The 26,804-nt window shown below is 44.5% G+C and carries 23 protein-coding genes and 1 pseudogene; 11 read left to right on the forward strand and 13 right to left on the reverse strand.

Annotation, left to right across the window (positions count from 1 at the left end; all coding sequences use genetic code 11):
• Nucleotides 1–82: 82 nt before the first annotated feature.
• Nucleotides 83–1,795 (reverse strand): AMP-binding protein, encoded by a 1,713-nt coding sequence (locus L5L91_RS08185; protein ID WP_263163026.1) that lies wholly within the window; start codon nt 1,793–1,795, stop codon nt 83–85.
• Nucleotides 1,796–1,934: 139 nt separating this feature from the next.
• Nucleotides 1,935–2,315, reverse strand: coding sequence for a DUF6508 domain-containing protein (locus L5L91_RS08190; RefSeq protein WP_168827411.1), 381 nt, complete (start codon nt 2,313–2,315; stop codon nt 1,935–1,937).
• 277 nt (nt 2,316–2,592) lie between these two features.
• On the opposite strand from L5L91_RS08190, the gene L5L91_RS08195 reads away from it, so the two are divergent.
• The 3 genes from L5L91_RS08195 (at nt 2,593) to L5L91_RS08205 (ending at nt 5,140) form a co-directional block, all read left to right on the forward strand.
• Nucleotides 2,593–3,054 carry an EVE domain-containing protein gene (locus L5L91_RS08195; protein ID WP_263163027.1) on the forward strand — a complete coding sequence of 154 codons (462 nt, stop codon included), beginning with the start codon at nt 2,593–2,595 and terminating at the stop codon, nt 3,052–3,054.
• A gap of 109 nt (nt 3,055–3,163) precedes the next feature.
• Nucleotides 3,164–3,502: a hypothetical protein gene (locus L5L91_RS08200; protein ID WP_219235284.1), complete on the forward strand. Its 339-nt coding sequence runs from the start codon at nt 3,164–3,166 to the stop codon at nt 3,500–3,502.
• A gap of 369 nt (nt 3,503–3,871) precedes the next feature.
• Nucleotides 3,872–5,140, forward strand: a complete 1,269-nt coding sequence (locus L5L91_RS08205; RefSeq protein ID WP_263163028.1) for a lipopolysaccharide biosynthesis protein — start codon at nt 3,872–3,874, stop codon at nt 5,138–5,140.
• 112 nt (nt 5,141–5,252) lie between these two features.
• On the opposite strand, the gene L5L91_RS08210 is transcribed toward L5L91_RS08205, so the two are convergent.
• Nucleotides 5,253–6,047 (reverse strand): TIGR00266 family protein, encoded by a 795-nt coding sequence (locus L5L91_RS08210; RefSeq protein ID WP_113940919.1) that lies wholly within the window; start codon nt 6,045–6,047, stop codon nt 5,253–5,255.
• A gap of 256 nt (nt 6,048–6,303) precedes the next feature.
• Nucleotides 6,304–7,218, reverse strand: a complete 915-nt coding sequence (locus tag L5L91_RS08215; protein WP_263236077.1) for a LysR family transcriptional regulator — start codon at nt 7,216–7,218, stop codon at nt 6,304–6,306.
• Nucleotides 7,219–7,425: 207 nt separating this feature from the next.
• Between L5L91_RS08215 and L5L91_RS08220 the strand changes: the two genes are divergently transcribed.
• Both L5L91_RS08220 and hppD read left to right on the forward strand, forming a co-directional pair.
• The gene (locus L5L91_RS08220; RefSeq protein ID WP_263163029.1) at nt 7,426–8,586 is read left to right on the forward strand and encodes a homogentisate 1,2-dioxygenase; all 1,161 of its coding nucleotides are present in this window, start codon (nt 7,426–7,428) and stop codon (nt 8,584–8,586) included.
• 76 nt (nt 8,587–8,662) lie between these two features.
• Complete coding sequence (gene hppD, locus L5L91_RS08225) at nt 8,663–9,703, forward strand: 4-hydroxyphenylpyruvate dioxygenase (protein ID WP_263163030.1); 1,041 nt, start codon at nt 8,663–8,665, stop codon at nt 9,701–9,703.
• 124 nt (nt 9,704–9,827) lie between these two features.
• Here hppD and L5L91_RS08230 read toward each other — a convergent pair whose 3' ends face one another.
• From L5L91_RS08230 to L5L91_RS08255, 6 genes are all read right to left on the reverse strand, one after another.
• Nucleotides 9,828–10,382, reverse strand: a complete 555-nt coding sequence (locus tag L5L91_RS08230; protein WP_131525027.1) for a sugar O-acetyltransferase — start codon at nt 10,380–10,382, stop codon at nt 9,828–9,830.
• Nucleotides 10,383–10,554: 172 nt separating this feature from the next.
• On the reverse strand, nt 10,555–11,037 hold the full coding sequence (locus tag L5L91_RS08235) for an Atu1372/SO_1960 family protein (RefSeq protein ID WP_263163032.1): 483 nt from the start codon (nt 11,035–11,037) through the stop codon (nt 10,555–10,557).
• The gene (locus L5L91_RS08240) at nt 11,034–12,023 is read right to left on the reverse strand and encodes a glycine betaine ABC transporter substrate-binding protein (RefSeq protein WP_263163033.1); all 990 of its coding nucleotides are present in this window, start codon (nt 12,021–12,023) and stop codon (nt 11,034–11,036) included. Before L5L91_RS08240 ends, L5L91_RS08235 begins: the two co-directional genes overlap by 4 nt.
• Nucleotides 12,010–12,486 carry a VOC family protein gene (locus L5L91_RS08245; protein WP_131525029.1) on the reverse strand — a complete coding sequence of 159 codons (477 nt, stop codon included), beginning with the start codon at nt 12,484–12,486 and terminating at the stop codon, nt 12,010–12,012. Before L5L91_RS08245 ends, L5L91_RS08240 begins: the two co-directional genes overlap by 14 nt.
• Before the next feature lie 133 nt (nt 12,487–12,619).
• Entirely contained in the window at nt 12,620–13,786 is a 1,167-nt protein-coding gene (locus L5L91_RS08250) for a major royal jelly family protein (RefSeq protein WP_251071153.1), read from the reverse strand.
• 11 nt (nt 13,787–13,797) lie between these two features.
• Nucleotides 13,798–14,331 carry a YbhB/YbcL family Raf kinase inhibitor-like protein gene (locus L5L91_RS08255; protein WP_263236079.1) on the reverse strand — a complete coding sequence of 178 codons (534 nt, stop codon included), beginning with the start codon at nt 14,329–14,331 and terminating at the stop codon, nt 13,798–13,800.
• 297 nt (nt 14,332–14,628) lie between these two features.
• Between L5L91_RS08255 and L5L91_RS08260 the strand changes: the two genes are divergently transcribed.
• Both L5L91_RS08260 and L5L91_RS08265 read left to right on the forward strand, forming a co-directional pair.
• Nucleotides 14,629–15,099: a hypothetical protein gene (locus tag L5L91_RS08260; protein ID WP_263148908.1), complete on the forward strand. Its 471-nt coding sequence runs from the start codon at nt 14,629–14,631 to the stop codon at nt 15,097–15,099.
• Nucleotides 15,100–15,324: 225 nt separating this feature from the next.
• Nucleotides 15,325–15,948, forward strand: a complete 624-nt coding sequence (locus L5L91_RS08265) for a LysE family translocator (RefSeq protein ID WP_263148907.1) — start codon at nt 15,325–15,327, stop codon at nt 15,946–15,948.
• 74 nt (nt 15,949–16,022) lie between these two features.
• Here L5L91_RS08265 and L5L91_RS08270 read toward each other — a convergent pair whose 3' ends face one another.
• A complete protein-coding gene (locus L5L91_RS08270) occupies nt 16,023–17,363 on the reverse strand; it encodes a GNAT family N-acetyltransferase (protein WP_263236081.1) in 1,341 nt (446 codons plus the stop codon).
• A 108-nt stretch (nt 17,364–17,471) separates the two neighbouring features.
• Here L5L91_RS08270 and ggt point away from each other — a divergent pair, with 108 nt between their 5' ends.
• Nucleotides 17,472–19,211: a gamma-glutamyltransferase gene (gene ggt, locus L5L91_RS08275; RefSeq protein ID WP_263148905.1), complete on the forward strand. Its 1,740-nt coding sequence runs from the start codon at nt 17,472–17,474 to the stop codon at nt 19,209–19,211.
• Nucleotides 19,212–19,923: 712 nt separating this feature from the next.
• Here ggt and L5L91_RS08280 read toward each other — a convergent pair.
• A complete protein-coding gene (locus tag L5L91_RS08280) occupies nt 19,924–22,398 on the reverse strand; it encodes a hypothetical protein (protein ID WP_263236083.1) in 2,475 nt (824 codons plus the stop codon).
• Nucleotides 22,399–22,823: 425 nt separating this feature from the next.
• Nucleotides 22,824–23,066, reverse strand: a pseudogene (locus tag L5L91_RS08285) (hypothetical protein); the annotation flags it as partial.
• 241 nt (nt 23,067–23,307) lie between these two features.
• On the opposite strand from L5L91_RS08285, the gene L5L91_RS08290 reads away from it, so the two are divergent.
• From L5L91_RS08290 to L5L91_RS08300, 3 genes are all read left to right on the forward strand, one after another.
• A complete protein-coding gene (locus L5L91_RS08290) occupies nt 23,308–25,521 on the forward strand; it encodes a M3 family metallopeptidase (protein ID WP_263236084.1) in 2,214 nt (737 codons plus the stop codon).
• A 270-nt stretch (nt 25,522–25,791) separates the two neighbouring features.
• The gene (locus L5L91_RS08295) at nt 25,792–26,241 is read left to right on the forward strand and encodes an acetyltransferase (protein WP_113940932.1); all 450 of its coding nucleotides are present in this window, start codon (nt 25,792–25,794) and stop codon (nt 26,239–26,241) included.
• Entirely contained in the window at nt 26,242–26,625 is a 384-nt protein-coding gene (locus tag L5L91_RS08300) for a GCN5 family acetyltransferase (RefSeq protein ID WP_113940933.1), read from the forward strand.
• Nucleotides 26,626–26,804 lie beyond the last annotated feature (179 nt).

Consider the following 26,804-nt stretch of genomic DNA (forward strand, 5'->3'; position numbering starts at 1 on the left):
CCGAAATAGCTAGATAGAATAAAATTCAAGCCGCATTGCGCGGCTTGAAAGTCAAAAAAGCGCACTCGCAAAATCACATCACTTAAGCATTAATATCTTCATATAACTCTTGATACATCAGCTCGCGCATTTTGAATTTCTGAATTTTTCCCGTCACTGTCATTGGATACTGATCCACAAACTTGATGTAGCGCGGCACTTTAAAGTAGGCGAACTTCTCGGTGAGAAAATGACGAATATCTGCCTCTGTAATCGCGCCTCCTGAGCGGACTTTGATCCAAGCACACACTTCCTCGCCGTATTTATCGCTTTGAACGCCAAAGACAGCCGCATCCTGCACATCTTTATGGGTGTAAAGTTTCTCTTCAATCTCACGGGGATAGATATTCTCGCCACCACGAATGATCATATCTTTAATGCGACCCACAATTTGCACATAACCTTGCTCATCCATTTGGCCGATATCGCCCGAATGTAGCCAACCCGCACTGTCTATGGTCGCCGCCGTTTTTTCGGGATCGTTCCAATAGCACTGCATTATGCAATATCCCCGACTACAGACTTCACCGGGTTGATTAATTGGTAACACTTCACCAAATTCATCGACTATTTTCACTTCGGTATGAGGTAAAGCCCGGCCGACGGTAAGCACCCGTTTCTCAACCGGCGAATCGATTTCGGTAATATGATTGAGCGGACTGCACTCAGTCTGACCATAACCAATTAGTACTTCCTTCATATACATGAGATTTTGTACTCGGCGCATCACTTCTTCTGGGCAAGTAGCCCCCGCCATCACGCCGGTTCGTAAAGAACTCAAATCAAAACGCGTAAATTCAGGATGCTCAAGCTCGGCAATAAACATGGTCGGTACGCCATGTAAAGCGGTGCACCGCTCTTGTTCAACTACTTGCAATGTCGTCAAGGGATCGAAGGATTCGCCGGGGAACACAGCCGCGGCGCCTTTGGCTAAGCAAACTAAACTGCCGAGCACCATGCCAAAGCAATGATATAAGGGCACAGGAATACAGAGTTTATCGTGACAGGTAAACTTCATCGCCTCTGCGACTAAATAACCATTATTCAAAATGTTATGGTGGGATAAGGTCGCACCTTTTGGGCTACCCGTCGTGCCAGAGGTAAACTGGATATTAATCGCATCATACGGGCTTAATGCATTGCCGATACTCTCGAGTGCCGCCTTGTCATCGGCGGTCACATCGACGAGCAGGTCATCAAAATTCAACATGCCGACGGATTTTTCAGCGCCCATACGGATCACAAACTCGAGCTCAGGAACGGCCTTCGCCTGTAGTTGACCCGCAGGGCAAGAAGTTAGCTCAGGCGCTAATTCGTATAACATTTCGAGGTAATTACTGGATTTAAACTTGTCGGCACAAATTACCGCGCGGCACCCCACGTTACTCAGCGCATATTGCAACTCTTCAGGACGATACGCAGGATTAATACACACCATGATGGCGCCAATTTTAGCGGTCGCATATTGAGTTAAACACCACTCGATATTGTTAGGCGACCAAATCCCTACCCTATCACCAGACTTAATGCCGAGTTTTAATAGTCCTGTGGCGAGCGCATCGATTTGGGCAAGATATTGGCGGTAATTCCAGCGGATATGTTGATGGTGTACGACGACAGCTAATTGGTCGGGATACGTTGCCGCAATCTCATCAAGATATTGACCTATGGTCTTCTCAACGAGTTTCGGTGATGACTCGCCTCTAAACTCGCTAACGTTGAGCGGGCTTATAACTTGGCTTGTAGGAACTGACATTAAGGCCTCCGTGCATTTATTATTATGGTTAGCGAGGTCCAAACTAACCAATCCACGGATCATGTCACAAGTAAAAAAGCACTTTATTAGACTAAAGAGTAAGACAAACTATTAGATAACAATCCATTAAAGCCCAGTGCTAACGGCTGATAAACTCAAAATGAGCACTCGACTTAGGCACATTTAAGCTTTGTAACCGCTCAACAATGGCCAGTAACACCCCTTGGCGACGCATATTTTCTAACACGCCGGGGCTAAAAACCTCGAGTCGCGTCATGGCGGTTAGCAGCAACTTACATTGTGCGATGCTCGCATCACGAATATAGGCAGGTTTATCGACTAAGTAACTGTTGTTATACCAATAGTCCCAAGTGAAATTAGCCAATAACCAACCTTGCGTTGTCAGGTCATTAATAAATTCCAGCATTCGCTCATGACTTAAGATCACATCACCCGCCGTAAAATCCTTAAGATATTTAGTGTATAAGCCACAATCGGATGTCATTGTTGAAGTCCCCATAACACACCTCACAGGTTTTGGTTGCCTCTGCTGCCACAACTTGTACGACACCAGTCACAAACCGAGATCGAATTTGACGCTTTGCCTTAGAAACGAAAATTTGCATAAGGCATACCAAATAAGATTGCTGTCAACAGGCTAAGCCACGTTATCTGAACGGAAACTTAATCAAACTCACAATATCTGATATGGGTGACGAACTGGGGTATTCGACAAAATTCAGATAAACTCAGCGGTATTGAAGCGCTTAACGGCAACTATGAGTAAAGGAAACAAGATGAACTACTGGCTTATGAAATCGGAACCCGACGAATTTAGCATAGATGATCTTAAGGCTTGCCCTAACCAAACTGAAGCTTGGCATGGGATCCGTAATTATCAGGCGCGTAACTTTATGCGCGATGAGATGCAGATTGGCGACAAGGTATTTTTTTACCATTCAAGCTGCAAAGTGCCCGGTATTGTCGGTATCGCTGAAGTTGTGACCAATGCGTATCCCGACAGCACGGCCTTCGATCCAGAATCGAAGTATTTTGACCCTAAGTCAGATCCAACCAAACCAAGATGGCTACGAGTAGATATCCGCTTTGTCAAAAAATTTAACGAGATTATTCCCTTAAGTTTGATAAAAAGTTTACCCCAACTGGCGGACATGTATTTAGTCTCTAAGAGGTCAAGACTCAGTATCCAACCTGTGACCGCCGAACAATGGCAAGCCGTACTCATGTTAACCCGCTAGAAAGCAATCTTGAACCAGAACGTTCAGCTATAGTTCATTTAGCATCGCCTATTGTTGGCCACATCAAGCATTGGACACAACATCAACTCAATGCCCCTTAGGAGTACAGATGAATAAATTAACCTCAGTGGTAATCACAGGACTTGTCCTCAGCTTAACGATGTCCATCTCAACCTTTGCTAAAGATGACCATGAGCACCACAAAAAGGATAAAAGTCTACCGCCGGGACTACAGAAAAAAGTTGACCAAGGTCAGTCACTGCCACCCGGTTGGCAGAAAAAACTCCAGCGTGGTGATGTGCTTGAGCATGATATTTATGATCGCGGCCGCATCGTAGTCCCCTTAGACAGAGATGGCATCATTAGCATTCAAGTCGAAGGTGCACTAATCAAACTCGATAATAACAGCCGTAAAATCCTCGATATCGTCAATATCATTACCGATTAACTTCCCATGGAAAAATGGCATTTATAACTGACACTTTTACAACTACGCCCAGCGCTTATCTGGGCGTAGTTGTACTTCCTAATACTGCTTTGATCTATCAAAAAACGTTGTTTGTAAGACAATTTATCACCCCAGTCCTCACTCAATAACGTTCTAACTTACAATAAAGCAACATATTGATATTTATCATATCTTTACTATCTGGCTATTGGTCGTAAATTGGCTAAATGCTAGACTCATGCAGGGTGAAAAGAGATCGAACAGAACAAGATAAGTGTCACCTAAAAATACTCATGCGGCTAAGGCAAAATCTTAATTGAATTCATAGCATCCCGATAATGACCGTAGACTAACGCTGGATTTTTGATAATGGAAAACACCTCACTTCAACGGGTTAAGCAGGCAATTATTGCGGGGTTCTGGGCATCACTCGCCAGTATTTCTGTGGGGTTTCTATTTAAACTCTGGCTAGCACAATGGGTTGCCAAAGCCGATCTAGCGCTCTATCACACAGTGATCGACATTATCTCACTGTCGCTAATCCTAATGACGGGATTTCGCTCCTCTATGGTGGTGACCTACTCCCAGACCAAGCAAGATGTGGATATCACTAATATATTCCGCTACAGCTTGATCGCTATGGTACTACTGACATGGGGCTTAGTTTTACCCTATATCAAACACAAACTTCAGCTCAATGTAGAATATTTTCAATTGGTTGGGATTATTCTGAGTATGGGGCTCAAGGTCTATTTTACCAATCAAATTGCCATGTACCGGCTATATGCCATCTCCAATCGAGTCACTTGGTTAGAGCCGCTCGCGCAAGTGACTAGCTTTTTATTATGTTTCTACGGCTTAAAACAAACCGCCATTGCATCACTCTTTTACAGCATGACACTGTCATCGCTCATCGTTGCCTTATATATGTACTTAAAACGGCGCAAAGATATTGCCACTCCACCCTTAAGTGCAGTGCATTTTGATACGGGTTTACGCAGTTTTATGAAGAAAAGCCTGACGGCGTCCATGGAAGCGGGGGCCAGTATCTTGATGATTTACATCACCGTACTGCTGACTATTGCCTATTTCAGCATAGATGAACTGGGTGATTTCCAAGTGGTGGTGCGGCCGATGATCACTTACCTCACCCTGCTTTTTGTCTTTCCCATCTACCGTTTTGTGCTGCCCGAAGTCGCAGTGTGCGTACGAGAAAAACGCTTTGACGAAGTGCAACAAATTAAGTCATGGCTGACGAAAGTTTCTTTGTGGACCAGCGGTATTTTTTTTGTCGTTATGGTCTTTGCGAGCAAGCCGTTAGTCGCTTGGTTATTCCCCGAGCAATACATTAAAGCGGCCCCAGTATTAATGCATTTCTCCATGTTTTTTATATTTATGATGCTCAATGGCTATCAGTTGGCCTATATCAAAGCCCACGGTTATTTTACCCAAAGCCTACTTATTCGCCTTGCTGGTATCGCAGTACTGGTCGGTACTTTCTACGCTTACCGCCTGTATACGGAGAATGTCGTCGCGGTGATTTTAGCCTTAGGCACGGGCTATTTGATGATGTATCTCATATCTAAACTAATTGAAAGACGCATTCAGCAAAGCCTTAACAACCAAACGCGGCCTTAGCAACAACTAAAGACGCTTAAAACGTTGAAGGAAATGACAGGCTTCAACTAAAAAGGCATCCCAGAGGATAGTCTGGAATGCCTTAAGAGAAGACAGCATGTCAGCTTATAATTTAGCGCCCATCGAGCATGCGACCAAGACCTCCGAGTACAGAGCCTTCACCGCGATCACTGCCACCCGCTGATGGGGCATGGGCGATAATGCGGTCTGCCATACGTGAGAATGGCAAGCTTTGTAGCCAAACCGTCCCGTGGCCTTTGAGTGTGGCTAAAAACAAACCTTCACCGCCAAAGACCATAGACTTTAATGAGCCTGCACGCTCTATGTCGTAATCAATCCCTGAGGTAAATGCAACAAGACAACCTGTGTCAACTCTTAAGGTTTCACCTTTTAGTTCTTTTTTCACTAAGGTGCCCCCCGCATGGATAAACGCCATACCATCGCCCTGTAGGCTTTGCAGAATAAATCCTTCGCCACCGAAAAATCCGGTACCTAAGCGGCGATTAAATTTCATCGTCACGCGTGTACCTAAAGCCGCAGCCAAAAAACTGTCTTTCTGACAGATAAGCTCACCACCATGTTCGGCCAAGTCGATCGCTAGGATAGTGCCAGGATAAGGGGCGGCAAAGGCGACTTTACGTTTTTGATTGCCTTGGTTGGTAAAGTGAGTCATAAAAATGCTCTCACCCGTCAATGCCCGTTTACCCGCGCCCACCAACTTGCCAAAAAAGCCAGACTCAGGCTCAGAGCCATCGCCCATTTTGGCCTCAAAGCTAATATCTTGCTCTAGGTAATTCATCGCGCCCGCTTCAGCGACCACAGTTTCGTTAGGATCGAGTTCCACTTCAACCAACTGCATACTGTGGCCGATAATTTCATAATCCACTTCATGACAACGTCTAGACATACTGTTCCCCTTAACTGTCAGTTCCTTGTTACTATCCTTTAGATTGACCCCGATGGACGACTCTTTACCTATCGCGGCTCAATTTCACTCTTCATCTCGACCTTAATCTAGATCTAAGCTCAGTCTGAATTTAGGCCTTATTTTAACTCTCAATCTAAGCCTTCATCTGACCTAGGCATTAATCTATGACATAAAATGTCAAAATGCGATTATTTTATGCGGTAACTTGTATCAAAAGATGACAAGCGAAGACTTATCAACCCAAACCCACACCATTAAACTGCTCAGCCTTAGCAAACTCCTCTAATATCAACTCGGTAAAAAGTTGTCCCGCACGACCTAACGGTCGCTCTAAGGTCGAGACGAGCTGTGGAATAAACGTAAAACGACTGCCACCGACGAAGTCGATTTCAACTAATTCGCCCTTAGCCAACTCTTCTTGCACTAAAAAGTCCGGCAACCAGCCAAAACCTAAGCCTTTTAACAAGGCGTTCTTTTTCATGATAAAGCCAGAAAGATAAAACACTTTATCGCCGCCAAATTGCATTTCATCGCGGTAACTTTTATTGGGTGAAGAGTCTTCGATAGTTAATTCCACATGTTGCTGCAGCTCAGACAAACTAATTGCGCGAATAAAAGACAAAGGATGCGAAGCACTGGCCACCAGCACGCTAGTAATTGCAGGCAAAGGCTGCGGATGATAGTAGGGGCCAGTGCGATAATCTTTCACTAACATCAAGTCAGCATTATCACGCTCGAATCTGTGTTGTACACCGCCTAAAAACTCCATATTCAGCTGAATTTTAGTGGGGATTTGATGTTCAGCCATACGCTTTAAGGCCGTCATGATAGGCTCCATCGGTAAGGCACCGTCTATCACTAGTTCTAGCTTTGGCTCCCAGCCTTCACTGAAACGACTGGCAAGATGTTCAATGTTTGCAAGGTGTTGCAGTAATCTTTGTCCCTCGGCCAAAATCACTCGGCCCTCTTGCGTCAGCTCAGCACGATATTGCTCACGGCTAAAAAGCGGCACGCCTAGGTGCTCTTCTAACTTTTTAACTTGATAACTCACCGCCGATTGCGCTTTGTGTAATCGCTCCGCCGCCTTGGCAAAACTGCCCTCTTCCACCAGCACTTGCAGCACATTAAAAGCATCAATATCGATGCGCATGGTCACTCCTTAGCTCTAATGAACATGTCACGGAAACACTACGATTCGTAAAGATTAGAATACCATCTAATTTTTAGATTGAGATAACGGATTTATTATTCTTTTTTTTGTTCATTCAAGCAACTAAATTGATAACAAGATCACATAACCATAACGACAAGCGAAGTAGAGCTAATCTCACGCCGCTGTAAAAACCAAGGATCCTCCATGCCATTTTATGTGAAACAAGGCCAGATTCCCCATAAGCGCCATATCGCATTTGAAAAGGAAAACGGCGAGCTTTACCGTGAAGAGTTGTTCTCAACCCATGGTTTTTCCAATATTTATTCCAATAAATATCACCACAACATGCCAACCAAAGCATTAGAAGTGGCGCCCTACAGCCTAGGCCATGGTGCCAATTGGGAAGATTCGCTGGTCCAAAACTATAAACTCGATTCCCGCGACGCCGACCGTGAAGGTAATTTTTTCAGCGCCCGTAACAAGATTTTTTATAACAATGACTTAGCACTGTATACCGCCAAAGTCACCGTCGATACCGACGAGTTTTACCGTAACGCCTATGCCGATGAAGTGGTTTTTGTCCACGAAGGCGAAGGCACACTCTACAGCGAGTACGGCACGATTAAGGTACAAAAGTGGGACTATCTCGTGATCCCACGCGGTACTACTTATCAACTAAAATTCAACGATTACAGTAATGTGCGACTTTTCGTCATCGAGTCATTCTCTATGGTGGAAGTGCCTAAGCATTTCCGTAATGAGTATGGTCAACTATTAGAATCAGCACCTTACTGCGAGCGCGATTTGCGCGTACCTACATTGCAAGATGCTGTGGTTGAGCGCGGCGCCTTCCCCTTAGTGTGTAAGTTTGGCGATAAGTACCAACTCACCACACTTGAATGGCATCCCTTTGATTTAGTGGGTTGGGATGGCTGCGTTTACCCTTGGGCATTCAACATTACCGAATACGCGCCAAAGGTAGGCAAAATCCATCTCCCCCCTTCTGATCACTTAGTCTTTACCGCCCATAACTTTGTGATTTGTAACTTCGTACCGCGCCCCTACGATTTCCACCCTAAATCGATTCCGGCGCCTTATTACCACAACAACATAGATAGTGACGAAGTCTTGTATTACGTCGATGGCGACTTTATGAGCCGCACGGGCATTGAAGCGGGTTACATGACCTTACATCAAAAAGGTGTAGCCCACGGACCACAACCGGGCCGCACTGAAGCCTCAATTGGCAAAAAAGAAACCTATGAATATGCAGTGATGGTGGACACGTTCGCCCCACTGAAATTAACCGAACATGTACAAAATTGCATGAGCAAAGACTACAACCGCTCTTGGCTAGAAGACTAGCCCCAAGCCACCAGCACTCCCATGCGGGGGTCATTAGAGTGACGGCGTGTTGCACTAAAATAACGAGGAAAACAACATGGCAAGCGAACTAAATCCACTGGGCTTATTAGGTATCGAATTCACTGAATTCGCCAGCCCTGATACTGATTTTATGCACAAAGTCTTTATCGACTTTGGTTTTTCTCTGCTGAAAAAAGCCAAGAACAAAGACATCCTGTACTACAAACAGAATGACATTAATTTTCTGCTCAACACTGGGCGCGAAGGTTTCTCAGCTAAGTTTGCTAAATCCCACGGCCCAGCCATTTGTTCTATGGGCTGGCGTGTAGAAGATGCCGGCTTTGCCTATCGCGTTGCCGTTGAACGTGGTGCAAAACCCGCCGATGATGCCAACAAAGATCTGCCTTATCCTGCGATTTACGGCATTGGCGACAGCTTAATTTATTTCATCGACACCTTTGGCGCAGATAACAATATCTATGCCGCTGATTTTGAAGATTTAGACGAGCAAGTCATCACCCAAGAGAAAGGCTTTATCGAGGTCGATCACTTAACCAACAACGTCTACAAAGGCACAATGGAACATTGGGCTAACTTCTATAAAAACATTTTTGGTTTTACTGAAGTGCGCTACTTTGACATCAGCGGCGTACAAACCGCGCTAGTGTCCTACGCCCTGCGCTCACCCGATGGTAGCTTCTGTATCCCGATCAACGAAGGTAAAGGCAGCGATAAAAACCAAATTGATGAATATCTGAAGGAATACAATGGCCCAGGTGTGCAACATTTAGCCTTTAGAAGCCGCGATATCGTTAAATCTCTGGATGCGATGGAAGGCAGCTCAATCCAATGCCTAGACATCATCCCTGAATACTACGACACCATTTTCGACAAGTTGCCTCAAGTGACTGAGAATCGTGAGCGCATCAAACATCACCAAATTTTGGTGGATGGTGATGATACAGGCTATTTATTGCAAATATTTACTAAAAACCTGTTTGGACCGATTTTCATCGAAATCATCCAACGTAAGAATAACTTAGGTTTTGGTGAAGGCAACTTTACGGCCCTGTTTGAATCAATTGAACGGGACCAAATGCGCCGCGGCGTACTGTAAGTATTCATCCTGCTAATAAAAAACGGTACGCACTGCGTACCGTTTTTCTTTCTACGAATATCTACATCGTCATCTAAATCACCATCAGCTTTGACACCAATCACTCGGCTTTAACTTTCCTGCGCTAGTCCACATCGATAGGTTTGATAACCTTACAAGGGTTCCCCGCCGCCACGCAGTTCGCCGGAATGCTCTTATTCACTACACTACCAGCACCAATGACACAATTATCGCCAATGGTCACACCGGGCAGTACAGAGACGTTTCCACCTAGCCAGACATTATTGCCGATTTGAATTGGCGCTCCGTATTCCGTCGTTTGCCGCGCAATGGGATTAATAGGATGCGTTGCGGTAGAAATCATCACATGGGGACCAAACATCACATTATCGCCAATCGAGACTGAGCAAACATCTAATATGGTTAGATTATGATTGGCGTAAAATTGTTTGCCAATATGGATGTTATAGCCGTAATCGCAAAAGAAATTAGGCTCAATATGGGCGCAGTGTTGAATATCAAGCAGGCCACGAAGATGCTCCATTCGGGCATCAAGCAAAGTCGGTTCGGCTAGATTAAACTGATGACAAATGGATTTCGCCCGCATCCGCTCAGCCAATAACTCATCATCCCAAGCCTTATAGGGCTGGCCCGCCAACATTTTTTGTTTCTCAGTCATCGTATTGTCAACATTCAGTCCATGATGGCCTAACCCTAACAATCGATTGATGAAAGTTCAAGAACTGCCTTATATGCTATTGAATGAACTACCCATCTTGCTGACAGAACATTTAGCTAACAGCCAATGTGAGTCACATTCAAGCATTCAATCTCAATCGAGACAAAGGTCATTACCTTTGTTCGTCATCACAATAGAGTTCTGCAAATAAATACACTAGACACAAACTGTTAAGCGGCATGACCGGATTTGTCCAAATCATCCGGCTGTGACGCCCTGCTTCACCGAAGATTTCAAGCAATAAATCCGAAGCCCCATCGAGTGCTTTAGGATGTTCAAAGCAAGATTGATGCACATTTAGCACCCCTTCCAAGCGGTAAATTTGTTTTATCCGCGAAAGCTCACCGCAAGCCTGTTTCAATTGGGCAATGGCATTTAGGGTCGCAAGACGACAGGCAGCGTAGCCTTCGCTCACAGTATGATCTGCGCCCAATTGTCCTTGATACTGAAGCTCGCCCTCTAAATAGGGAAACTGACCCGAGGTCATTAACTGACTGCCGACAATTAAATAGGGTTCGTAATTCCCAAGAGCCGCAGCAACCTCAGGTAGTTCAAACCCAGCCGCCACTAGCCGCGATTCAGGTGTGATCATCATAATGTCACCCCCTGAGATGAGACATTCGCAGGATTAAGCAGCGGGGCTAACCAGGTCGTCAAATGCTGAGGATTGACTGTCAGCCAGTTCGCAGCGGCCTCATCTTCCGTCATTCCTTGTCGATTAACCGCATAATCGAGTTCTGCAACCATTTGATTCGATAATACTATGTTATCAAGTACCTGAATTTGTGCGGGCGAGAAATTAACCGCTAACTCGCGTTCACGGGCGAGCAATACCGCTTTATCTTTTCCCCCGAGTAAACCTTTGGGGTCCTGAAGATCGCGAATACCGTATTGATGGTGTAAAAATTGTGGATGCCACAAAGGAACGATCACCCAATCGTTTACCGCTACTGCAGACTCAAAAGCGGCGACACAGTCGGCCTGAGTGCCTGTTCTAAATTGATAACCTGCCGCCGTTAATCCATATTGCGTCATGATATTTTTAGAAAATCGCGTGATCCCCGCCCCCTCACCAATCCCTTGAATGATGGGCCGCATACGTTGCTGCACGTCAGGTTTGAGTAAATCCTCAATGCTCGACACTTGCTCAACAGGCACATAATCGGGTACGCCCCAGAGCGCATAGGGCTCATAATGTAGCCCGAGTTGCCGCGTAGCAACTCGCTCTTCGACACCTTGTCGATAGATCCCATGGCTATGGGGCAGCCATGCAGAACACAGCATATCCACTTTGCCTTCACCTAGCTGCTCAAAATTAGCCTCGTGCAATGCATAACTTCGTTGCACCTCTTTGCCCATAATCCCTATCACATGGGCCACCACAGCGGCGGTGACGCGATGAAAACTTAAGTCCGTCACTCCCATGCGAATCATCGGCTTACCCTGTGAGCTCTCCATATTTGTACTCTTATTCAATGAATTCATACCTATCGCACCTCGAGGAAATAATGCCAATGATGCCAAACTGCCCAATCCCAGCGTTTGCAATAATTGCCTTCTGAAGACATTAATCTCCGCCATGTTCAGGCTCCTTGGTGTCTAAAATAGTGAGCCTATCCATCACAATTCCAACGATGGCGTTATCCTTTGCATAGGGGAATATCATCTCTACTTTGATGCCATTCGGATCTTCAAGAAACAACTGATGTTCACCAATCTCAGGCACAATTCGTTCCTGAAAAATCATCCTCTGCTGGCATAAATGCTGCTGCATCTGGTGTAAATCCGTACCACGAAACGACAAATGGTCAACACGTCCAGAGCCATAAATATTTCTGCTTTCCCCTAAGTAGGCATCTAGCGCCTGATCGCCCGCTTCCACCAAATGCAAAATGGGCTTATTTGAGGCATAGAGCCAATGTCCAGGAAAACCAAACTGTGGCCGCCAACCTAATTTCAATCCAAGGATGACTTGATAAAACAACAGCGTTTCAACCAGTTTGGGCGTTCTGATGGTAAAGTGATCCAATCCGTTTATGTTCATATTGTCATCCTCTGGCAGTACTGACTCGGTATAACCAAGTGCGAATCCAAACCGTTTTAATCCGCAAAAATCGTGTGAATAAATTCAGTTCAGATAAGCACTTGGCGTAAGGTTATAAAATTAATTGATGAGATTAATTACCACGAACGCCCGCAGCCAACGGCTTAAAACGGAAAATATAATAAGGTGGACTGTTTTCAGCTTTGCCATTATTTAATGGTGCCGATAACGGTAATTGCGCAGCCCCAGAGTACAAATAACCTTGCTTGCCATAACTCACACCGTCGGGCCAAACCATACGTTCATCATGGACATAAGTGCGATACTGGCGAGAATCAGCAGGAATCACGCCAATGGCCCGCTCTCCCACTTCCGTTAGATACAAATTATTCGCTTCATCAATACTTAAGCCACCGTTGTCGGGCTTATCGGCATAAGCCTCCACTTTGGCAGAGAGTGCCGCAGGCGTTAACGAAGGATTGATGAGATCTGTCATCCGCACACGGTAAACTTTGTCTTTATTCATCGGGGCAAAGTAGAGCCATGTTTGGGTTTTATCTAAAGCAATGCCATCGGCACCCACATAGACTTCAATCTGCTTTCTATCTTTTGAGTCTTTATCGATAATCAGTGGCCGCTGTAAGTCTGGCATCACACTGTTATCACCCTGTAATAGGCGCCGACTTTTCCCTGTATTTAAGTCCACAACCACCAACGCAGCCTTTTCACCAATGGGACCCGTGCCAATCCCCTCATCGGCAATCACAATCGCTTGATGTCGAGATGAGATAACAAAGTCATTATGTTGTGACTCAGGAAGAGAGACTGGCGCGGGCAAATGAATAATGCGATCTAATTGGTTTTTCTTGGTATCCCACGCCACTAATTTTGGCTCAATACGTGGCGCCTGCTGGCCAGAGTCTAATAGCCAAACTCTGTCTTGATCGTCGGTTCGCAGCCCCAACACCCAATTAAGGCAAGTGTCAGGTTCTTTCGCTTTGCCCTGCGGATCATGGCATTGCTGCCAATCCGAATTAGGAAATGGCTTAGTACTACCATCCGCTAAAAGCTCTGCCACCTTAATGTTAGGTTGATAGAAAGGGTGATAACTGAAAATCAATCGTTCATCTGATGTGAAAGTAATACCGCCCACAGCCCCATCAAGTTCGGCAAAGACTTCCATTTTTGCCAGCGGCTCAGTCTGTGTCGCCCATGAGTGAGAACACAACAAACTGGTTGCCAGTAGAGTAAAAGCCTTTGATAACATTGGGTATGTAATGCGCGTAGATAATATGGTCATCTTCATTCCTCCTAACGTGGGCCAGCTAAAAGTGTTAAACTTGCTTCGCCTAATCTATGCTGCCAAAGATAGAATCCCACCAAAGCGGGTGTTGATCCCTTGTCTATCGGCAACTGCGCCACATCCAAAGCATGCACTGTCCATACATAACTGTGTTCACGTCCCTCTGGTGGACAAGGTCCAAAGAATCCAGGTTTACCTAAATCGGTATTAGCTTCAATGGCACCACTGGGTAGCGCTCCGCCATTCACACCACCTGCGAGAGTCGACACCTGTGCCGGAATGTCATACACAACACGGTGCCAAAAACCACTGCCAGTAAGCGCATCTTTGTCATATAAAGTGACAGCAAAGCTCTTGGTACCGGCAGGTACATTTTGCCAAGTTAAACGCGGTGCAATATTTTCGCCCGAACAACCAAATTGATTCCAATAATACTCAGGAGGGAACCTTGAATTATCAGCTAAATTACTTTCGAGACTAAACGCAGAGGCACTGTCGTCAGCCATAACGTAATTAATACTGGCAGCCAAAGCGACAGTCACCAAGAGAGTCTTTTTAAAAGAGGAGAAATAAGGCGATTTCATAATGTGCTGAACCCATTTTTGAACTGTCCTAGAACAGTCATTAACCATTGATTTGAGAATGTGGGTTAGCATATCAATCAAATTATGATTGATAAGGCGCATTTGGTTGATATGAGTTTCAAAAAATATTGGATAATCTCAACATGCTTCTCAGTTATTTTTAGGTTATGGTACTTTCAGCAAAAATAATGCAAAAAAGTAACAGCCAAACGACTAAGATATGTTCGTAACACAATAATATAACGAGGATTCGCTATGATTAAAGCGGCTTATCAACCTTGGTTTCCCGTGAACAGAAACCTAAAGCCACACCCGAACCTGAGTTGCAGATTAGACCATTTATCTTTAACCATACTGTGGCAGGAACTTGATAACGATGCATTCACGATGGAATTATATTTCCCTACGATATCAGGAATACAAGTAATTGATGAGTCAAGTTATCAAACCTTCTTAGATAACATAAGTGATATTCAACATGATGATAAATGCAATACGCCATTCCCTATTGATTCAGATTTAAATATCACGAATCAATCCAATGCCGATTATTTTTCTTTACCTTGGCCAATATGGAAGTCGGTAAAAAATGCACGCCGCCCTTATTATGGTGAATTAGGCGAACATATTTACCAAGACCTATACAGTTATTATATAGTGGGCGCCGATAGTGTTTACTTGATCGATACTGATGTAGAACCTACAGTCAATGTCTTATCTTGTTAACTATGAAGTTAATCGCTGTTAACCGAACAACTGCAGAATTAATCACAATGGGGTTAGTGAGCATATTGTTAATAATAACTACAATATGCTTTTTGCGTGAAATATCGCCAGCCAACACAACCGATTACATTTAAAGAGAGCAAGTTCAAAATAAGCAGATTGGCTAAATCCGCCGTTTTCATTACACTATCGATCTTCTCATCTTCACCCAAGAATGACCAAACCATGCCTGATTTTGCCTTACTCGCTGTGTTTATCCCGACTTTTTTCTTTGTTTCTATCACTCCGGGCATGTGCATGACACTCGCCATGACACTGGGTATGAGCATAGGTGTGCGCCGCACCCTGTGGATGATGTTGGGTGAACTGGTAGGCGTGGCGTTAGTGGCCACGGCCGCCGTGATGGGCGTTGCCAGTATCATGCTCAACTATCCCGAAATCTTTCAAATCTTCAAATGGGTTGGCGGAATTTATTTAGGCTATATCGGCGTACAGATGTGGCGCGCGCGCGGCAAGATGGCCATATTAAGTGATGATGACACTAACCCCAGAGCCAGCAATTTCACCTTGATCTCTCAAGGCTTTATTACCGCCATTGCCAATCCTAAAGGTTGGGCATTTATGGTGTCGCTATTGCCCCCTTTTATCAATGCCGAGCGCGACGTCGCGCCGCAGCTCCTCGCCTTACTGAGCATTATCATGGTGACCGAATTTACCTCTATGCTCGCCTACGCCAGTGGTGGCAAAAGCCTGCGCATCTTCTTGAGCCGTGGTGATAATATTCGCTGGTTAAACCGCATTGCGGGCAGCCTAATGATAGGCGTAGGAGTTTGGTTAGCCATGAGCTAACGGTTTGAACTAACCGCTTAAATGTAACCCGTTCTACCTAAAATGAGCCCAATAAAGTCCTGTTAACGCGGTCTTTATGAAGGCGCTTTTTTGTAGGGCAACACATCCTGCATCTGCGCCATATATTGCTGCATTTGCAGTGTTTCTTGCTCAACAAAGTCGGCAATCGCCGCCTTAAATCCCAAATGGGCGATGTTATGGTAGGAATACATTGCTACGGGTTCAAAGCCACGCAGCACCTTATGTTCCCCCTGCGCGCCCGCATCAAACACTTGAAACTCATGTTCAATACAATATTGAATACCTTGATAATAACAGGCCTCAAAATGTAAACCGTCGAGCTCAACCGTCGTCCCCCAATAACGACCATATAAGCATTTCTGCCCTCGGGTATTCTCACCTTTTAAATACAAGGCGCCAGCGACCATCTCACCCTTTGCATCTTCAACCACCAAGAGTAGGACTTGCGCAGCGAGTTGTGCCCCCAACTGCTGAAAAAAGGTTGGCGTTAAATAGCCGCGATGACCGGAGCGCTTAAGGTAAGTTAATTGATAACATTGGATAAACGTCTGCCATTGCGAAGCGGTGATCTGCTCCCCTTCGACAAACTGAAACTTAAGATTAAAAGGCTGTAACTGCACCCGCTCCTTCAAGATATTTTTACGCTTACGGGAACTAAAGCCCGCCAGAAAATCATTAAAATCCCGATAACTGCGATTATGCCAGTGGAACTGCGTGCCTAAGCGTTTTAACAGCGAATTTGGCAAACTTTCAAATAACGGCGTTTGTGTTGGGGTAACAAACAGGCTGTGCCATGAGGAAATCGGGTTATCGCCCAGCCCTGGCTGATTAAGAATAGCTTCCTCAAGTACGAGATTATCCTGCGCTGATATTAGTCGGCGATTCAATGTCAGCAGCAGTAATGCCGCCACGCGCAGTTGTTCGGCGCGATCTAATGCGGGATGAATGCCCATCCGTTGACCTTGCACTGGGGTAAAAGGGATCGCATTCACCCATTTGGGATAGTAATCGAGCCCATGGCGCTCATAGGCTTCGGCCCACGCCCAATCGAACACATACTCACCGTAGGAGTGGGATTTTTGGTACAAGGGCATGACGGCAATAAGTGGAAACTGATTGAAGTGCTTAGCAGTTTGCACACTGATAAACCCTCCTTCAGCCAAAGGCGACAAGCTTTTATCCTTACTGTCGACATTATTTAATGTGTCACCCGCATCGAACACGCATAAATGTCGAGGCGTCCAACCGGTTGCAGTGCAGGCAGAGCGGCTTTGCTCGAGTGCCAACAGAAACTCATGGCGGCAAAAGGGATTCGCCTCACCCATGGCGGCATTCCACGCACTGGCCGAAATATCCGACATTGAGCTCGCAAAAGCCAAGATAAGCTGTCTCATTGGGTAAATTATCGTCCTTTACTGGTGTGAACAAGTATACGAGGTTGCAATTAAGCCTAATTCTCGGCACATTGCATAGCCATAATTAAAATAAATTCAGGATTGAGTATGCGTCCAACAAGACCTTTTAGACCTCTTATTCTCGCCATTGCGATGGCGCTTCCCTTACTATCATCTCCCAGTCTGCTTGCCGATGAATCGCCAATTTTCAGCCAGATGGCCACCGCACAACCTGTGTGGGCTAAGCATGGCATGGTCGCAAGCCAAGAAACTCTCGCCAGTCGCACCGGCGTTGAGATCCTAAAGCAAGGCGGTAATGCGGTTGACGCCGCCGTGGCTGTCGCCTTCAGTTTGGCAGTCACCTTACCCCGTGCTGGCAATATCGGCGGCGGTGGTTTTATGCTGGTGCATATTGCCAAAGAAAACAAAACCATCGCTATCGATTACCGTGAAATGGCGCCGTCTAAAGCCAAGAAAAACATTTTCCTCGACGAAAATGGCGACGCAGTTGAAAAACTAAGCCGCGAACACGGTCTTGCCGTGGGTGTGCCAGGTACTGTGATGGGCATGAGCTTAGCCCTTGAAAAATATGGCACTATGACACTCGCCCAAGTCGCCGCGCCCGCGATTAAAATGGCGCAGGAAGGCATTAGCGTAACGCCAGATCTTGCCCAATCCCTTGCAGGCCTCAAACGCCGCATGACCCAATGGCCAACCACGGCCGCTATCTTCTACAAAGCTGACGGCAGTGACTATCAAGTGGATGATATTCTTAAACAACCTGAACTTGCCCATTCGTTAAGTCTTATCGCTGAAAAAGGCACCAAAGGATTCTACGAAGGTGAAACCGCCACTAAGCTCATCAATGCGGTGAAAGACGCTGGCGGCATTATGACCTTAGACGACCTTAAAAATTATAAGGTTGTGGAACGTGAACCCGTGCGCGGCGAATACCGCGGTTACCAAGTTGTGTCTATGCCACCACCATCATCGGGCGGCGTGCACATCATCGAAATGCTCAACGTATTGCAGCAATTCCCGATAGACAAACTCGGCCACAATACCGCGCAAACGATTCATCTGATGGCAGAAACCATGAAATACGCCTATAGCGATCGCAGCGAATACTTAGGCGATCCCGACTTTTATAAGGTACCCATCAAAGCATTAACCAGTAAGGACTACGCCCACAAAATCGCCAGCCAAATTGCGATGAATAAAGCTACACCGAGCGCTGAAATCAAGCCCGGCAAGCTCGCCCCCTATGAGAGCGATCAAACCACTCACTTCTCGGTAGTCGATAAATGGGGTAACGCTGTCTCTAATACTTACACCTTAAACTTCAGCTATGGCTCAGGTTTAGTGGCGAAGGGAACAGGGATTCTGCTCAATAACGAGATGGATGATTTCTCTGCCAAACCCGGCGTGCCAAACGGCTACGGTTTAGTAGGCGGTGATGCCAATGCGGTCGAGGGCAATAAACGCCCACTCAGCTCAATGAGCCCAACAATAGTAATGAAGGATGGCAAACCCTTCCTCGTCACTGGCAGTCCAGGTGGTTCGCGCATTATCACCACCACACTGCAGATCATCATGAATGTTATTGATCATGGATTGAATATCGCGGAAGCCAGTAATGCGGCGCGGGTTCACCATCAATGGCAACCCGATGAATTGCGAGTCGAGTCCAGCTTTAATCGCGATACCATTTCCCTGCTCGAAGCCAAAGGACACAAAGTGAAAGTACAATCCGCTATGGGCAGTACGCAATCAATCATGGTGACCGAACAAGGGATTTTTGGCGCGTCTGATCCACGCCACTCGGGTAGCGAAGCCATCGGCTACTAGCATCTCCATGATGCTAATGTTAGTGAAAGAGATGAGTGTAAAGAGATGAGTGAGAGAAATAGGTGGATGAGATAAAAGGATTTATGACCGATTCGATATAGGTCATAAACCCTGAGTTAAGCTTGTCCTTCCGCTCAACGAATACAAACTCGCAATCAAAAAGCCCTGCTATATATCACTGTATAAGCAGGGCTTTTTATTGCGTGGAAAAGTTATTGTGCTGATTTGCATTGTTTTTTACTTTAGTGACGCTGCAACTGAATCATGAAATATCATACTAAACGCAACTCACTTCAAGACAAAACATGTAGGTAAATTCAGTTATTGGGATATTAGTGTTGGCTGGTATCCACTCATATAGGCTTGCCATGGCATTCACTCATCGACACGCAGCTAGTCCGTCCGTGGATGCTCGACCGCCCCATCCATGGGGCGGACGGTCGTCTCGCTAATCACCATGGCTCACCTTTCGAGCATTCGCGTAACCTGTTGCTTCTAAAGACAGATCTAACATTTACCGTTATCAGATTGACTAATCATTTTATTTATTGATGACTTATAAATGCTTTTTAATAAGGCTAATAAAAATACACAGCAATCTTTTGGACGAAAATAAATTAGATTAATTTGTAATACTCCTCTAACAAACTCATTTTTAAATAAGAAAAACTGTAAAGTAACATAACGGTATTTATACACACATGCACAATGCTTACTCGGCCAACCTATCAAAAAACGCAGAGGTTCTTTCGCCGTAAGGTCCTAATTCAATAGGTACAGAATTAAAGCCATCTACCTCACTCGCAACAATAACCTTTACCTCAATATCTGGAATGGTTTCATGAATATTGGCAATAACTTCCTCTAATTTTCCTTTATATTCATCAATATCTGCCTGCTGTTGACAATATTGCTCACAGATCAGAAAGGCAATGTCAGGGGATAACCTCTGGATTTCATCAATAAACGAAGTTACTTCGTTAGGGTTATCTACAAAGCTAGCGGCGCTTAATTTAACTTCTGCCGCAATGAATTTACCATCAATGACAGCAAGAAAATCGATTTCATTATTGTCATTGCCTTCACGATTTTTAAACAGATTAACCTCAGGCAGATAAAATGCCTGTTGAGAACGGAAAACATCCATTAAATGGTCAATAGCCCATAGTACAGTCAATCCGTTTTGCTCAATAAGTGCGGAGGTTATAAACGGAGCAACTTTGTATTTCCACTCCATATCAATTGGTGTTTTATGTAGTTTGTTACAAATACTACAATTGTTATCCAGTTTGATTGTGTCTAGCGTCAAGCCATTTTCATTACCACAGTACGAACAACGCCATCTGTATTCCTGAATTAATATGCCCTGATGAACTAAGTATTCGATGGTGTCTTTAAGGTTGTTTTTTAAGTACTGTTTTGTAACGCCAACGTTATCTAGTCTCATTTGCTCTGTAATGTGCGCGAGGCTGACAGGGGTATACTGATCAATCATCGTTGTAAGCTTATTGAGAGAGAATGACGATTTGTAGTTTTCTATCGACTTTCTAACTATTTTTCGCCAAAAGGAATTGGTTAATATACCAGCATGAGAAAGGTCGCCGTCAAATAATGAGATAACGCCACGGTGTTTTTGACCTTTATCGGACAATTCTAAATCATCGTATTTAGCTGTGACTAATTGTAAACGCATATCATATTCATACCTCATTTTTTGGATATGCTCTAAAACGAGACATCGGAATACTTTTTCTTCATCAGGGATGAATAAAGAAATAGTTAACTCATGTTGCGCTATTCCATTAAATAGTTGTTGTGGCGCATCAGGGATTACGATAAATGAACCATGTCTAGATACTTTTGCTCGATTTTTAGTGAATGCTAATGCCGCTTCAAGTCGTCTAGGTAGCTTCCAATCATTGAAGCCACCTATTACTTTATAATTTTCCTTTGGTTTCTCAATATATAGGTTAGAGATGCACTGTCCTGATTTAAAGTCATATAGATCAGGTGTTAGATACTTAAAGTGCTCGACTTCATCTACTACAAACTTGTGATCGCGTTCATAGACTTTTAGAGACCTTATTCCTGACTCAACAATATATTGACCTTTAAGTGCTCGCTCACTCGGTAATGCTGGACTATCGAAATTATCTGGCACCGTAACATAGCTATAAGTATAGTCTTGCAGATGTTGGGCTAGCTGTTCGCAGTCTTCTTTGGCAAGAGATAAGCTTCGTAACCTCAAAGAAGAAGGACCATTGCCTTGCCCTTTAAAATTATGAGCATTTAAAAACGCACCTAATGATGTTAAAAAGTCATCGTTATCAAAGTGCTCTCTTGAAATACTGAGAGCGCTGAAATCATATCGTTCGTTGTTTTCGGACAATAATCTACCATTCCAAAAATGTAGTCTATCTGCAGCAGTATCACCAACAAATAAATTAAAGCTATTTGCCCATTCATAATCATTTGGGTGATTAATAGTCGATGCATGAATGCTCGAAAGCTTTGAGAAAGTTTTGACCTGCTTTTGGGCAAGCTTACCCAAAAGTTCAGCTAAGCTATGGCAGCGCTCATTGCCAACATCGTTATATGCGGGTAGGTCTTGTGCGCAATAGCAAACAGTACCGAAGATATTCAGCCGCCCAAGATTAGGACCGTTCCCCCCTTGAGATATACCAAAGTTATCTGGTAAGAATCGATATTCATCATTTTCATAGTATTGCGTTATGTACAAGTTTGGCTGGCTTGCATTCGACCAATCTTGGTACTTCGCATAAGGACTGTTAATTGTTGACATTGCTCGAATAGGAGTAAAGCCATAAGGCCAACTTGGAATGAACTGCCTCCACCTCTTAACTTCGCCATGAACTTCATGCTTTATCATTTCGATAGGTAGAGATTTCTTATTGATGATATTGATTTGTTTTAATGTTAAATCGACGTACGAATAAACAAAATCCGCATCATATTGTTCTAGCCAGTCTAAATACCTATCAGATATAAAATCGTCATTACTAAAAGGGATTATTAAAGATTTAGTTCCGCCCCAACGGGAGTATGCTTCGTAAAAAATGCCATCTAAAATCCATTGAGTGGTGTTGTCATCAACTAAAGGAACAATAAATGCGACTTTAACTGGACGATTTGAGTATCTTACATTGATGCCTTTTTTGTTTTCCATTTAGCTAAACTTGTTAAAGCCATAGTCCTGTTGACACTCTGTAGTAGTATTGAAATTTGGTCAACTCTCTCATCATACCAAGAAGGTTAAAAACGCTTCGCTAACGAGCTTTGGGGCAATAGCTTTTTAGCTAAACGAACAGCGAAAGGGTTCGTGAGGATTGGCATTGTTGCAACAGTGACCGTTGGCGGCATGGATGCCGCCGTCGAGCCTATAGGGATACTTCTTATGAAATAAAAAGACGGCGAGTCACTGGGGAAACAATGACAATTCATGCAGCACAACTGACGATATAACTCACTAGCTTTGAGCCTTTCAGCCTTTGAGTATTTAGAGTTGAAATGGCAGAAATCTAAGATTTAACCGCCATTTCCGAATGAACCTTTTATATTCAGAACGGCTTTATTGCTCCCTACACTTTTGTGTCATCCCAAAATAACTTTAACAAAGAGCACTATTTTCACCGCCGATAGCTCGATAAACGCTGCGGTATACATTTTTAGGTTCAGCATGAATTGCTTGTGGGTGATGAACTCTTTTTCGGTATGGCCTGTGTATTCCACGCCCAGCATCGCTTGGGCAAAACTTAAAGCATTGGGGAATAATTTACTGTTCGTTGAGCCGCCAATTGCAATGGGTTTAGGGTCGACTAAGCCAAGAAAACGTGCCTGAGACGCGATAATATCCTCGCCCAGTTTGCCATCATTTTTTGCTTAAAAGCCTAAAACAAAACATTTGTTACAAACTAAACACAAAATCGATGGAACCCCTAGTCCGATACATGTTAAACAGTCACATTAAGCTTAATTTAATGGTTTTAGCCGCACGTAGACTTCAATTTTTTCCTGAAATCCAAGGCCATCATCATGCAAACATCCATAACAATATCGACCTAACGGGGAACAAATAATGAAGGGACTAACCCTCAAACCGCAAGCCCTCACGCCACGCACTGCTAAGCTCACGCTAAGTGCCATCGCTTTCGCCTTAACATTGGGCGCCTGTAGCACACAACAACCCGATGCCAGTGTTCAAACAAGTGCGGCGCCAAATGCCGTGTCAGCGCAAATTATCAGCCAGAATGCGACTAATGCATTCTTTAAACCCTATGATACTTTTATGGAAATTCCGGCCTTCGATAAAATCAAGCCTGAGCATTTCCTCCCCGCATTTAAAGCGGGCATCGCCCAACAACACGAACAAATTCAAGCAATTGTTGATAATCAAGCCAAACCCACCTTCGCCAATACGATTGAAGCCATGGAGTTTTCTGGCGATCTAGTGACGCGCGTTTCTAACGTCTTCTTTAACCTGACGGGCGCGGATACGAATGAAGCATTGCAAGCCCTCTCCAAAGAAGTGTCGCCTATGTTATCGTCCGCCGAAGACGATATTTTGCTTAATGACAAACTGTTTCAAAAAGTTAAAGCCGTCCACGACGCAAAAGACAACCTAAAGCTCAGCACAGCCCAAGCCAAATTGCTGGAAGATACCTATAAATCTTTCACCCGTGGCGGCGCTAACTTAAGCGAGCCAGATAAAACCAAACTGCGCGCGCTGAACGAAGAGATCGGCAAACTCAATTTAACCTTCGGCGATAATCTATTAGCAGAAACCAATGCATTCGAATTAGTGGTTGATAGTAAAGCCGATCTCGCGGGTTTGCCCGCAGATGTGATTGCCACTGCCTTTGAAACCGCCAAAAAACGTGGCCATGAAGGCAAGTGGGTATTTACCACGTCTCGCCCTTCTATCACGCCTTTTTTAACCTATGCTGATAATCGCCAGTTACGTGAAAAACTCTACAAAGGCTATATCGAGCGCGGTAACAACAATAACGCCAACGATAACAAAATTATCCTCGCTAAGATTGCTGCCCTGCGTGCTGAACGTGCTCAACTGATGGGCTATAAAACCCATGCGGATTTCGTGTTAGAAGAACGCACAGCTAAAACACCAGAAAACGTCTACGGTTTACTCAATAAAGTATGGCCAGCGGCATTGGCCCAAGCCAAAAACGAAGTGACTGATATGCAAGCCATGATTGACGCCCAAGGTGGCAATTTTAAGCTGCAAGCGTGGGACTGGGATTACTACGCCGACAAGATCCGTGTCGCTAAGTACAGCTTTAACGAGCAACAAACGCGCCCGTATTTCTCCCTCGACAGTACATTAAAAGGCGTGTTCTACACGGCTAACCGTTTGTACGGTTTGACCTTTAAAGAACGTACCGACTTACCCAAATACAATGCAGAAGTCCGTACTTGGGAAGTTTACGATAAAGACGGCAAACTGATGGCCATCTTTATGGGTGACTATTTCACCCGTGACAGCAAACGTGGCGGCGCTTGGATGAACTCCTTCCGCAAGCAATACAATATGAATGGCGTTGATTCTAAACCTATTATTGTCAACGTATTAAACTACCCTCGCCCAGCGGGTAATGAGCCAGCGCTGCTGACCTTCGATGAAGCCAGCACACTATTCCACGAATTTGGCCACGCACTACACGGCATGTTATCGAACGTCGAATATCGCTCACAGGGCGGCACCGCCGTACCTCGCGATTACGTTGAGTTCCCATCGCAAGTGAATGAAAACTGGATGACTCAGCCAGAAGTGTTAGCACAATTTGCCAAGCACTACAAAACCGGCGAAGTGATCCCGCAAGAACTAGTGAAGAAAATCCAAGCAGCCAGCAAGTTCAACCAAGGTTTTTCTACCGTTGAATACATGGCGGCCACTAAACTCGATTTAGATTGGCACACACTGACCGACACTACGCCAAAGGATGCGGCCAAGTTTGAGGCGGACTCGTTAGCGGCAATGGGACTGATTGAAGAAATTAGCCCACGCTATCGCAGCACTTACTTCTCGCATATTTTCGCGGGCGGGTATTCCGCAGGTTATTACAGCTACCTCTGGTCGGATATTTTAGGCGCTGATGCTTTCGAAGCCTTTAAAGAAAACGGCATTTTCGACAAGGCCACTGCGGATTCCTTCCGTAACAATATCCTTTCGAAAGGCGGCAGCGATGATCCTATGCTGATGTATAAAAACTTCCGCGGTAAAGAGGCTGGTATCGAGCCGCTACTGCGTAGCCGCGGATTACTGGCTGAATAATCATCCCTCTAAATTGAAGTTTTAAATATCATAAACAGGGAGCTAATACTCCCTGTTTTTATTTTACTGATACCAAATAGGGAAATGGCAAGGAAAGGTCAAGATGACAGAGTGCAGCTTGACAGGTAACATCTTGGGAAAAAGATGTTACGGAACTTACACCTAAACTTCTTAAAGGCGGATTAGTAACAGTGGTACGTTTCCGCTTCACATTTTAACCCACTTTAATTCACCGCTTAGGCGACATTAAATCTTCAATAGAGTTATATGATGAATATTGAGATGGTAGAAAAAGCAGATCATCTTAGTCTGCTCAATATTTGGGAAGCATCAGTGAGAGCAACCCATGACTTTTTAGCAGAAGAAGATCTACAGGAATTAAAGCCGTTGATCCTCGAACAATATTTTGACGCCGTTCACTTAAAGTGCGCTAAAAATGACAATGGAGAAATACTCGGATTCTGCGGGGTACATGATGGCAATATTGAAATGCTGTTCATCTCACCTGACGCGCGCGGAAAAGGGATTGGTTCCATGCTAGCGACACATGCCATTAAAGAACTGGGAGCCACAAAGGTTGATGTTAATGAGCAGAATGAGCAAGCATTAGGTTTTTACCAGCATATTGGTTTTTCAGTAACGGGTCGCTCACCCGTTGATGGACAGGGTAAACCTTATCCGCTGTTGCATATGGCGTTATATTCCATTGAGGGATTGTAGATGTATCCTGATTCAATCGATGAGAATAGGGTTGGAGAGTATCCGGCGGAAACAAAATCAGGCGGCGGTTATTTCTATGATCAAGTACTAGAATATCGTGTTTGGTGCCGCCCTTGGCAAGGTGCTCCAGATGAATTTGATGGTGAAATCTACTATTACGCATTTCATACTTATAATGAGGCTCTTGAATTTTCGAATGAAACTGACGGGTCTGAAGCGCCTTTAGTACTTGTTAAACAGCTTGAATGGATTGATGAACCAGAAGCAGGAAAATTCATTCATAAAACAGGTGAACGCCTAACAGAATGGAGGGTTGAGTGGCTATTAGAGAGTCAACGTAAGGAGGACACTATTGCTAACTTTATAAGCGACAATCAAACATAACAATTTAATCAACAAAAAATAGTTTAAGACTGTCTTTCGACAACATTTCAACAAACTATTTTGGATCTGTGATTAGGAGCGTTACCTGTAGATTTTTCGTCCTCTAAACTTCCTGTCTTGAAACAAAAAATGGTTAATAAATCCGCCCCAACATCAATAAAAAAAGGCTTGTTAGGTTT

It is taken from the genome of Shewanella sp. SM55 (genome assembly GCF_025654025.1).
Lineage (GTDB): Bacteria > Pseudomonadota > Gammaproteobacteria > Enterobacterales > Shewanellaceae > Shewanella > Shewanella oncorhynchi.